Below are 10,251 nucleotides of genomic sequence, written 5' to 3' on the forward strand. Positions count from 1 at the left end.
CCATGACCACCACCAAGACCACGTCACGACTGCGTCGCATCGCACTCCCGTTCATCGGAGTGGTCGCGCTCGGCATCGGCCTCATCGGCCCGGTGTCGCCGGCCTCTGCCGCGGGCGCCGTCCCCAAGGGCGCCCCCTACCTGCTCTACACGGCGAGCATCAGCGCCAACGGCTCGGGCACGGGGTACTCGTCCTACATCAACGTCCACGACGCCCACAACAACGCGTACTCCTTCGGGATCCAGGCCGACAAGGGCTCCCCCGAGAGCAAGGGCAAGCCGCGCTACATCTGGGAGCGCGTGCAGAACGGCAAGTTCACGTACGGCTACCTGGGCCCCGCGACGAACAAGCTCACCCCGATCGGGATGCGCTGGTACAAGAACGACGTCGCGACGATGATCGTGAACCACAAGACGATCGGCACCCTCAAGCTCAACCTGGACGGCCGACTGTTCTTCAACGCCGAGGCCAACGCCCGTCTGAACGGGGACGTCGTTCACTCGACCGTGCAGAACACCCGGATCACGGTGGGCGACCGCAAGTCGAACACCGGCCTGAACGGCAAGTGGGACACGAGCTTCTCGTTCCACGGGCTGAAGGCCAAGCAGACGAACGCACCGCGCGTGCAGGGCGCCAGCTTCAAGATCGACGGCCGCGTGACGGGGCTCCCCCGCGGTGGGAACTGGGACACCGCGCAGGTCTCCGGCATCGGGATGATCGCCCAGAAGTGGTGAGCCCCGCGGGGCGCTGACCGGCGGACGGCCGCTCCGGGGTCCCGACCCGCGGAGCGACCCCGTCGGCACCCGTCGCGGCAGCGCCCGACCCGCCGGCGCCCGCCCCGGCAGCGGGTGCGCTCGCACCACCCCTTGCGGTCACGCGGCCTCGGGCACGTGCCGGTCGTCGCGGTCCTGGTCGTCGAACGACGCCGTGGCGTCACCGTCCGGGGCTGCACTCCCCGACGCGCGCTGGGACCCTCCCCCGGTCAGGCCACCGAGGACCGTGCCGGCGAGCGCCGTGCCGCCGTCAGACGCCCCCGCGATCGCGGCGTGGTCCAGGAGCGGGTCAGCCGCGGAGGGATCGCCGGTCAGGGCCCCGTCGTCCTCGGGCGCGCGGCCCTGTCCCGCCGCGTGCTCCCCACCCGCGTCCGGAGCGGGCTCGCGCACCTCGCCGGTCTCGAGGTCGACGCTGCGGACACCGCCGTGCCCCGCAGCGGTGTCGCCGACCTGGCGCGGGACGCGGACCCAGTTGCTGATCCCCCAGGCCAGGTCGTGCCCGATGCCGTCGGCGTCGATCTCGACGGAGGTCCCGCTGCGGCCGTCGCGCTCCCAGGTGCGGATGCGGACACGGCCGGCGACCACGATCCGGTCACCCTTCTTCAGGGACTTGAACACGTTGGACGCGAGTGAGCGGAAGGCGGTGACGGTGTACCAGTTGGTGGCGCCGTTGACCCAGGTCGAACTGGCGCGGTCCCAGCGGCGCGACGGAGAGGCGAGCCGCAGGCTCGTGATGGCGATGCCGGTCTCGGTGACGAGGTGGCGCGGTTCGGTGGCGACGATTCCGCAGACGGTGATGATGTCGTTCATGCATCGATCGTCATCGAGCCCGGGGCCGCGCAAGCGGCCCCGGGCTCGATCTGTGGTGTGTGGAACCGGTCAGGCGCCCTGTGGAGGACGAGTCCCCACGGGCCTCCAGTCCGGACCCGCTCAGTGCGCCCGGAACTCGGGCCGGGCGGCCAGCGGGCCGAGCGCAGCGTGGACCGCACCCTTCGCGGAGTCGAGCGACGGGTACACGCCACCCGCTCGCCCGCGTCCGTAGAGCTCGACCTGGAAACCGTCCGCCTGGCGGTGGATGCTGCCCACCGCTCCGGCCGGACCGATCGCGACCCAGGTCCCTGTGTTGTCCGTCATCGTCGAACCACCTCCTCGTGGCCCCGGCGCCCCGGATCAGGACGCCAGGATGTACTGACTGTATGCCTTGCGCACCTTGTTGACCTTCGGCAGCGCGACCGCCAGGCAGTAGCCCTGCCCGGGGTTCTTGGCGAAGAAGTCCTGGTGGTGCTCCTCGGCCGTCCAGAACTCGCCGAGCGGCTCGATGGTCGTGACGACCTGCCCGTCCCAGATCTCGGACGCGCGCTCGATGGCGTGCTCGAACAGGACACGCTGTGCGTCGTCCGCCGGGAACATCGCGGAGCGGTACTGGGTTCCGACGTCGGCGCCCTGCCGGTTCAGCTGACGGGGATCGTGCAGTGTGAAGAACACGTCGAGGATCACCTCGGCAGGGATCAGCGACTCGTCGAAGGTCACCGCGACCGCCTCGGCGTGCCCGGTCGTGCCGGTGCACACCTGTTCGTAGGAGGGGTCGGCGACCTGTCCACCGACGTAGCCGGACACCACGTCCTGCACACCCTGGAGCGTGCGGTACACGGCGTCGAGACACCAGAAACATCCACCTGCGAGCACGAACGTGGTCATGCGCTCAACCTACCTTCCGGCGCCCACGGTCCCTCCACAGCTGCGCCCAGCGACCCGGCTCTCCCCAGGTGGGTGCAGGGTCCGCGAGGTGTCGGTGGTCGCCCGTACCGTCGTCACCACACCGACCAGGAGGCCAGCGATGCAGACCACGTCAGAACCCGTACTCCGGATCCGCACCGTCCCGCTGTCCCGCGTCCGTGGTGACTACCGCATCCTCGACGTGCGGGACGACCTGAGCCGCGTGACCCGTGCCAACGGCGAGATCGTCGGCTACGTCGACCGCATCGACGTCGCCGGCGACACCGCGTACCGGGCTCGACGCTACGTCGCGACCGAACGCCGCTTCGTCGAGCTGCCGAACGTGTGGTCGGCCGACGACGCCGTCGACACCCTGCGGTGGTCGTGATGGTCCCCCGCACGACCACCGGCACCGGGTCGGACGGAACGCCGCTCGGCCTCCCGGGCGCCTGACCGTTCCGTGGGTATGGTTCGGCGCATGGACTGGTGGAACGACCTGACCGACTGGACTTCCTCGGACGAGGGCTGGCGGGTGCTCTCGGGTGCCGTGATCCCGTTCGTCGCCATCATCGTCGCGGGCGTCATCGCGGCGCTCATCGGCCGTGGTGCGACCAAGCGGGTCGTGGCCCTGCAGGAGCGCGAGGCGAAGAACGCCGCCGTCGCCGCGATCATCTCCGCCGCCCGCAAGGCCGGCGTCTGGGGTTCGCTCGGCCACGACGAGCGCCGCTACGCGGACCACCTCGCCGAGGACGCCGACATCCGCCTGCGCCTGCTGCCCGTGACGGGCGCCCCGCTCGCCGCGAACTGGGCGCAGCACGAGATCGCCGACATCAAGAAGAACTCGTCGACGTTCAGCTTCCAGGCAGACCAGTCCCTCGCCGAGTTCCGCGACCGTCTGCTGGAGTGGCAGGCCCGTCCGGGTCGTGCGCGCAAGCTGTTCAAGGCCGACCTCGAGCGCTGGAAGTTCGAGTCGCCGGATCCCGACGCCGACCTGATCGAGCGCCAGCAGGACTGGAACGCCGACCGGGCCGAGGCACCTCGAGCCCAGGCTCCGGCACCGGTCGCTCCCGCCGACACCAGCACGCCGACCACCACGTCGCTCCGGCCCGCCCAGCGCCCGTCGAGTGGCCCGACATCGGCACCGTCGAACCCGGCACCGACCACCGGCGCCCCCGCAGGCGCCGCCGCAGGCGCCGCCGCAGGCACCGCCGCAGCAGCAGGCACGAGCGCAGCAGGCACCACCGCGGCAGGCACCCCCGCCGCGAGCGCGCCCACCGCAGCGTTCTCGGTCGGCCGTGGCGGTCCCGACCAGAACGCCACGCGGTCGTTCGGCGAGAACACCACCCGCGTCTACGGTGACGACGCACCGCCGCCCGTCCGCCCCGCGCTCGGGAACCCGGTGTCGCCGTCTCGATCGGCCTCCGGTGACGACCAGTCCCGTGCGTCCGACGACACCGAGGTCGTGGACGACCCCGGTGCCACACGCGCGTACTCCGACACCCGTGCACCCGGCGGGAGCGACCGGCCGCAGCCGGCGGGTCAGCGAGACCAGACCGGCCGACCGGAGCAGCGCGACGGCAGCGAGCGTCCTGTGGCGTCGCCGACCGCTGCCGAGTCGCACGTCAACCGTGCACCCGCGAACGACCTCCACGCTGCGCCCGCACGAGGCAGCGACGCCCGCGGGGTGACGAGCACCACCTCGGGTCCGAGCCGCTCGACCCAGAGCCCTGCGGCGTCGAGCAACACCGACGACCAGTCCGAGGCGACGTACACGCAGCCGATCAGCGCCGCCGAACTCCGCCGCCGCGCCGCGGACGACGACGAGTAGCAGGTCACGTCGTGAAGGCCACAGCGCGGAAGCCCGTCACGACGGGGTAGCTCGTCACGACGGAGCTCCTCGTCACGACCGCGACACGGAGCAGGGGCCGCCATCCGATCGGATGGCGGCCCCTGCTTCGTGTTCGGTGCCCCCGGCAGGAATCGAACCCGCGGCACGGTGGGTAGAAACCACCTGCTCTATCCACTGAGCTACGGAGGCGGGCGACGTCGATTCTAGCGGCGGGCCCCAACCGCACGCTCGACGTCCCCACCGACCGCGTGCCGTGACCGACCAGGCGGTTCCGGAACGGTTCGACCCGCGTCTGCTCCCCGTTCCTCTCCGGGACACCCGCGCTTCGTAGCGTCCCGAGCATGCGCACCACCGGTTCCGTCCTCGCCGTGGTGCCCGCCCGTGCCGGCTCGAAGGGGATCCCGGGCAAGAACCTCCGGACGGTCGCCGGGCGGTCACTCGTCCGTCGAGCAGTCGAGTCCGCGCGGCTCTCCTCCCGCATCGACGACGTCGTCGTGACGACCGACGGTGACGCCATCGCCGCCGAGGCCCGTGCGGCCGGAGCCACCGTGGTCCGTCGCCCGACCGACCTCGCGGGCGACGAGGCGTCGTCGGAGTCCGCCCTGCTGCACGTCCTCGACACGCTGGCCGCGGACGGCGACGGCACCCTGCCCGAGGTCCTCGTCTTCCTGCAGGCGACCTCCCCGTTCATCGACCCCGCCGACCTCGACCGCGCGGTCGCCCGGGTCGTCGACGACCACGCGGACACGGTGCTCGCCGCCGCGCCCTCGCACGCGTTCCTGTGGCGGACGGCCTCCGACGGCAGTGCGGTCGCGGTGAACCACGACGCGGCCGTCCGCCCCCGCCGCCAGGACCGCGAGCCCGAGTACCGCGAGACCGGTGCCTTCTACGTCATGCGCACGGCGGGGTTCCTCGCGCACCGGCACCGGTTCCACGGGCGCATCGAACTCGCGGTCGTCGATGCCGCCGGCGCGATCGACATCGACGACCCCGCCGACCTGGCCCTCGCGGACGCCCTCGCCCCCACGCGGGACGCAGCGCGCCGGTCGAGCACGCAGCAGACGGCGAGCGCGCAAGAGCCCGCTGCCGACGCCGCACCACCGAGCCCTCCAGCACCATCCCCGACGCGGGCAGCCCCCGCACCGAACGGAGCACCATGACCGTCACCATCGGTACGTCCACGATCGGCGCGGGGCACCCCGCGTACCTCATCGGCGAGATCGGCCTGAACCACAACGGCGACGTCGACATCGCCAAGCAGCTCATCGACGTGGCGGCCGACGCGGGGCTGCAGGCCGTGAAGTTCCAGAAGCGCACCCCGGCGATCTCCACGCCGGAGCACATGAAGAACACGCCCCGCAGCACGCCCTGGGGCGAGATGACCTACCTGGAGTACCGGTACCGCGTCGAGTTCGACCGCGACCAGTACATCGAGATCGGCGACCACGCCACGATGCGCGGCCTCGACTGGTTCGCGTCGCCCTGGGACGAGCCGTCCGTCGACTTCCTCGAGGACCTCAACGTCGTCGCCTACAAGATCGCCTCGGCGTCCGTGACCGACCTCGGCATGCTCGCCGCCGTCGCGGCGACCGGCAAGCCGGTCATCCTGTCGACCGGCATGTCCACGCTCGAGCAGATCGACGCCGCCGTGGAGGCCCTCGGCACCGAGCGACTCGTCCTCATGCACGCGACCTCGACGTACCCGCTCCCCGCCGAGGAGGCGAACCTGCGCATGATCGACACCCTCGCGCACCGCTACTCCGGCGTGCCCGTCGGCTACTCGGGCCACGAGCCCGGCCTGCAGATCTCGATCGCCGCCGTCGCGCTCGGGGCCACGGCGGTCGAACGGCACATCACGCTCGACCGCACCATGTGGGGATCGGACCACGCGGCGTCGCTCGAACCGCACGGTCTGCAGACCCTGGCGCGCGACATCCGCATCATCGAGACCGCGCTCGGTGACGGCGTCAAGCGCATCTTCCCCGGCGAGCAGGCGCCGCTCGCCAAGCTGCGCCGTGTCGGCGCGTGACCAGCGCCGCGTCGGCGCGTGACCAGGGACGCTGTGGACGGGACCGCTGACGGTCGTGCGGTGCAGGACGGACTGGAGGCGCGCCTCCAGTCCGTCCCGCGGCCACGCGCCCGACGCGTGGTCGGCCTGGTCGACACCGACTCGTTCGCGAAGTGGGGCGCGCACCTGCTGGCGACGGCCCCGCCGGACTGGGCCCTGGAGCTGCGCACGGTCGCGACCCCGCGGTCGGCGAGTCCGGACCAGCTGCGGTCGGCGTTCCGCGGACTCGACGACCGCCTGGCGCACCTGCACCGGGAGCCGCCGGTGCCGAAGGACGTCGACGCCGTCGTGGAGGAGCTCCGCCAGGACCCACCGGACGCCGTCCTGGTGTCGCTGATCGGACCGGTCGCCGAGCTCGTGATCGACGAGGTGCACCGACGGATCCCGGACCGCCCGGTCCTGGTGTCCGGGCTGCCGGGGATCTCGTTCCCGGCGAAGTGGAAGGGCATCTTCTTCCGCGCGCGCGCCGACCTGTTCGTCCTGCACAGCCACCGCGAGGTCCGCGCCTACGAGGAGATGGCGCGCGAGGGTGGGGTGGACCCGCACTTCGCACTCGCCACGCTGCCGTTCGCCCGGGCCACCGCGCGTGCCGCTGCGGGTGCGTCGACGTCGGCCGCCGTCCGTGATGCGGTGGTGTTCGCCGCCCAGCCGAGTGTGCCGCAGGAACGGGCCGAGCGGGCCCTGGTGGTGGAGTGGCTCGTCGCGACCGCGCGGCGGCACCCGGAGTGCCGCGTCGTCATCAAGACCCGCGCATCGGCCGGGGAGCACCAGACGCACCGGGAGGACCACCCCTACCCGGACCTCGTGCCCGCCGACGCCCCGTCGAACCTCGTCGTGGAGAGCGGACCGATGGCGGAGCACCTCGACCGGGCGGTCGCCCTCGTGACGGTCAGCTCGACCGCGGTGCTCGAGGCGGCGGCCCGCGGGGTGCCGGCGCTCACCCTCACCGACTTCGGCACGGGTCGACACCTGATCAACGAGGTGTTCGTGGCGAGTGGCCTCGAGGGGGACGCCGTGGACCTGGTCGACGGGCGGTTCGGCGTCGTGCGGCCCAGTTGGATGCGGGACAACTACTTCCACCCGCCGTCGGACGACGACTGGCAGCACCGGCTCGAGGAGCTGATGGCGCGACGGGACGTCGGCGCGCTGCTCGACCGTGCACCCGCCAGGCGGAGCCGCGGCGGCGTCCTGCGTCGGGCGTGGGAGCGGAAGAACGCGCTCGGCGGAGCGGACCGGAGCCTGCTCGGCGTCCTCGCGCTGGCGATCGGGGCGCCGATCCGTGCGGTGAAGCGGACGGCGCGACGGGTGTGGGCGCTGGTGGACCCGCCCGAGCCGGTGGTCGTGGCGGCGCCGACGTCGCAACGGGCGGCGGTGACCGTGTCGGGGTCGGCGTCGGGATCGGGGGCGTCCGGCTCCGGATCGACCGCGTCGCGACCGGAGCGACCTGGCGGAGGCGGGTCGCGCCTCCAGGCCGGCGCCGCCGCCGGGTCAGAGCGCCTTGGCGATCGCCAGGAGCAGTTGGTCCCGGGTCGGGACGCCGGGTGACCGGAAGACCTCGGCACCGTCGTCCTGCCGCACGATGATCGTGGGCGTGGACCGGATGCCGAGGTCGTCCGCGTCGTCGGGGTGTGCCGCCACGTCACGTTCGATCACGGTCAGCCCGGGGACCAACGCCGAGGCCTCGGCCGACACCCGGCGGGCGGCGGCGCACGGCGCACAGAAGGCGGAGGTCCAGAGGTCGAGCTGCACGTGAGCCTGCAACGCGGCGGGGAGTCGTTCTACTCCCGGTCGAACTCGCCGCTGCGGTCGCCGCGGTCCTGCAGGTCGTCGACGGGGTCGGACTCCCCCGGTGCGAGCTCGAACTCGACGGAGATCTGGTCGAGCACCTGGCGCTGCGCGGTGGCGCGGTAGACGAAGGCCGTCTGCAGGCCCTCGAGCTCGGCGAACACCGTGATCTCGTCGTCCAGCGCGTCGCTCGTGGCGGTGCGGGTGTCGGTCGTGCCGTCGAAGGGACCGCCGTGGAAGATCGCGGTGTACTGGTCGCCCTCGTGGATGGTGATGTCGCTCATGCATCCCTTCTACCAGGCGGCGGCTGTTGCAGGATGCATAGCACGGCTATATAGTTCCGTTGTGGAAGCAACGCGCGAGCAGACGGTCGAGACGCTCCTCGTCTCGGTCAACCGCCTCATCCGCCGCGCCGCGCAGTCGACGGGCAACACGACGTCGGCAGCGGTGTGGCGCACCCTCGGCATCCTCGAGACCGACGGCCCGCTGCGGCTCGGAGCCCTGGCTGCGGCGTCCCGCGTCGCGCAACCCACGATGACCCGGCTCGTCGCCGGCATGCTCACCGACGGCCTGGTCAGCCGCACCGTCGACCCCGGTGACTCCCGCGGACAGCGCATCGAGCTCACCGAGGCCGGTCGAGCGCGACTCGCGACGTGGCGCGCCACCCTCACCACCACGGTCGGACCGCTCTTCGCCGACCTCAGCGACGACGACTGGGACGCCCTGCACCGTGTGGCGTCGCTGGTCGCCGAGCGGACCCGGACGACACCCAACGGAACGGAGATCCCCGCGTGAACGCCCACGCACCAGCCGGCCGGTCCGGCTCCATCCTCAAGCAGCCGTCGGCGGTCTGGGCGATCGCCTTCGCTTGCGTCGTCGCCTTCATGGGCATCGGGCTCGTCGACCCGATCCTGCCCGCGATCGCGACGTCGCTCGACGCCACGGCGGCGCAGACCGAACTGCTCTTCACGAGCTACCTCGCCGTGACCGGCGTCGCCATGTTCTTCACCAGCTGGGTCTCGAGCCGCATCGGCGCGAAGCGCACCCTGCTCATCGGTCTCGCACTCATCGTGCTGTTCTCGATCCTCGCGGCCACGTCGAACAGCGTGTGGAACATCATCGACTTCCGAGCGGGTTGGGGCCTGGGCAACGCGCTCTTCATCTCGACCGCACTCGCCACCATCGTCGGCGCCGCATCGGGCGGGACCGCCTCGGCGATCATCCTGTACGAGGCGGCGCTCGGCCTCGGCATCGCGATCGGGCCCCTCGTCGGCGGCCTGCTCGGCTCCGTCAGCTGGCGCGGCCCGTTCTTCGGCGTGACGACCCTGATGGCCGTGGCCTTCATCGCCGTCGCCGTGATGCTGCGGTCCTCGAGCCTGGAGCAGCCCGTGCCGACGAAGCTGTCCGCACCCTTCCGCGCACTCGGCCGCCCGGCACTCGCCGCACTCGCCGCCACCGCGCTGTTCTACAACATCGGTTTCTTCGTGCTGCTCGCCTACACGCCCTTCCCGCTCGGCTTCGGGGCGCTCGGCATCGGCTTCACGTTCTTCGGCTGGGGCGTCGGGCTCGCGATCACCTCGGTGTGGGTCGCCCCGATGCTCACCGCCCGGATGCGCCGGACCACCGTGCTCAAGGTCGCACTGCCCCTGCTCGCGCTCGACCTGTTCGCCGCGGCCGTCGTCGTCCGGTCGCAGGTCGGATTGGTGGTCTGCGTCGTGATCGGCGGGCTCGTGCTCGGGGTGCTCAACACCGTGCTGACCGAGTGCGTGATGGAGGCCACCGATCTCCCCCGTTCCGTGGCTTCGAGTGCCTACTCGGCCGTCCGGTTCATCGGCGGTGCCATCGCCCCTCCGGTCGCGACCCTGCTCGCCGAGGCGTTCTCCCCCTCGGCCGCCTACGTCTTCGCCGGAGCGTCCGTCGCGGTCGCCTTCGTCGTGGTGCTCGGGACGACCCGGGTCCTGCGGCGGGTCGACGACGGTCCCGAGCCGGAGCGGGTCGAGGCCGAGGCGATCAGCGCGGGCGAGATGGCGTAGCGCGGGGGCCCCGGGGGCGGGTCGCCC

13 protein-coding genes and 1 tRNA gene are annotated in these 10,251 nt (G+C 72.1%); 8 read left to right on the top strand and 6 right to left on the bottom strand.

Features of this window, described 5'->3' with window-relative positions:
* Window positions 1–2 precede the first annotated feature (2 nt).
* Window positions 3–734, top strand: coding sequence for a hypothetical protein (locus LEL83_RS08355; protein WP_225558465.1), 732 nt, complete (start codon window positions 3–5; stop codon window positions 732–734).
* A gap of 138 nt (window positions 735–872) precedes the next feature.
* Here LEL83_RS08355 and LEL83_RS08360 read toward each other — a convergent pair whose 3' ends face one another.
* The 3 genes from LEL83_RS08360 to msrA form a co-directional block, all read right to left on the bottom strand.
* On the bottom strand, window positions 873–1,583 hold the full coding sequence (locus tag LEL83_RS08360; protein ID WP_225558466.1) for a single-stranded DNA-binding protein: 711 nt from the start codon (window positions 1,581–1,583) through the stop codon (window positions 873–875).
* Window positions 1,584–1,703: 120 nt separating this feature from the next.
* Window positions 1,704–1,907, bottom strand: a complete 204-nt coding sequence (locus LEL83_RS08365) for a methyltransferase (protein WP_198658005.1) — start codon at window positions 1,905–1,907, stop codon at window positions 1,704–1,706.
* Between the two features lie 36 nt (window positions 1,908–1,943).
* Complete coding sequence (msrA, locus tag LEL83_RS08370) at window positions 1,944–2,471, bottom strand: peptide-methionine (S)-S-oxide reductase MsrA (RefSeq protein ID WP_225558467.1); 528 nt, start codon at window positions 2,469–2,471, stop codon at window positions 1,944–1,946.
* A 139-nt stretch (window positions 2,472–2,610) separates the two neighbouring features.
* Between msrA and LEL83_RS08375 the strand changes: the two genes are divergently transcribed.
* Both LEL83_RS08375 and LEL83_RS08380 read left to right on the top strand, forming a co-directional pair.
* A complete protein-coding gene (locus LEL83_RS08375; protein WP_198658003.1) occupies window positions 2,611–2,877 on the top strand; it encodes a hypothetical protein in 267 nt (88 codons plus the stop codon).
* 90 nt (window positions 2,878–2,967) lie between these two features.
* Window positions 2,968–4,317 carry a hypothetical protein gene (locus LEL83_RS08380; protein ID WP_225558468.1) on the top strand — a complete coding sequence of 450 codons (1,350 nt, stop codon included), beginning with the start codon at window positions 2,968–2,970 and terminating at the stop codon, window positions 4,315–4,317.
* Window positions 4,318–4,454: 137 nt separating this feature from the next.
* Here the strand turns inward: LEL83_RS08380 and LEL83_RS08385 are convergent.
* Window positions 4,455–4,527 (bottom strand) — tRNA-Arg (locus LEL83_RS08385).
* 152 nt (window positions 4,528–4,679) lie between these two features.
* Between LEL83_RS08385 and LEL83_RS08390 the strand changes: the two genes are divergently transcribed.
* The 3 genes from LEL83_RS08390 to LEL83_RS08400 are packed head-to-tail and all read left to right on the top strand — an operon-like array spanning window position 4,680 to window position 7,951.
* Complete coding sequence (locus tag LEL83_RS08390; RefSeq protein WP_225558469.1) at window positions 4,680–5,498, top strand: acylneuraminate cytidylyltransferase family protein; 819 nt, start codon at window positions 4,680–4,682, stop codon at window positions 5,496–5,498.
* Window positions 5,495–6,367, top strand: a complete 873-nt coding sequence (locus LEL83_RS08395; RefSeq protein ID WP_225558470.1) for an N-acetylneuraminate synthase family protein — start codon at window positions 5,495–5,497, stop codon at window positions 6,365–6,367. Before LEL83_RS08390 ends, LEL83_RS08395 begins: the two co-directional genes overlap by 4 nt.
* Before the next feature lie 60 nt (window positions 6,368–6,427).
* Window positions 6,428–7,951, top strand: a complete 1,524-nt coding sequence (locus LEL83_RS08400; RefSeq protein WP_225558471.1) for a DUF6716 putative glycosyltransferase — start codon at window positions 6,428–6,430, stop codon at window positions 7,949–7,951.
* Here the strand turns inward: LEL83_RS08400 and LEL83_RS08405 are convergent.
* Both LEL83_RS08405 and LEL83_RS08410 read right to left on the bottom strand, forming a co-directional pair.
* Entirely contained in the window at window positions 7,895–8,155 is a 261-nt protein-coding gene (locus tag LEL83_RS08405) for a thioredoxin family protein (RefSeq protein ID WP_225558472.1), read from the bottom strand. The genes LEL83_RS08400 and LEL83_RS08405 overlap by 57 nt on opposite strands.
* A 29-nt stretch (window positions 8,156–8,184) precedes the next feature.
* Entirely contained in the window at window positions 8,185–8,475 is a 291-nt protein-coding gene (locus tag LEL83_RS08410; RefSeq protein WP_198657997.1) for a hypothetical protein, read from the bottom strand.
* A 61-nt stretch (window positions 8,476–8,536) separates the two neighbouring features.
* Here LEL83_RS08410 and LEL83_RS08415 point away from each other — a divergent pair, with 61 nt between their 5' ends.
* Together LEL83_RS08415 and LEL83_RS08420 are read left to right on the top strand one after the other, a co-directional pair.
* Window positions 8,537–8,986: a MarR family winged helix-turn-helix transcriptional regulator gene (locus LEL83_RS08415; RefSeq protein WP_225558473.1), complete on the top strand. Its 450-nt coding sequence runs from the start codon at window positions 8,537–8,539 to the stop codon at window positions 8,984–8,986.
* On the top strand, window positions 8,983–10,224 hold the full coding sequence (locus LEL83_RS08420) for an MFS transporter (protein ID WP_198657995.1): 1,242 nt from the start codon (window positions 8,983–8,985) through the stop codon (window positions 10,222–10,224). Before LEL83_RS08415 ends, LEL83_RS08420 begins: the two co-directional genes overlap by 4 nt.
* The last annotated feature ends 27 nt before the right edge of the window (window positions 10,225–10,251 follow it).

It is taken from the genome of Curtobacterium oceanosedimentum (assembly GCF_020297365.1).
Lineage (GTDB): Bacteria > Actinomycetota > Actinomycetes > Actinomycetales > Microbacteriaceae > Curtobacterium.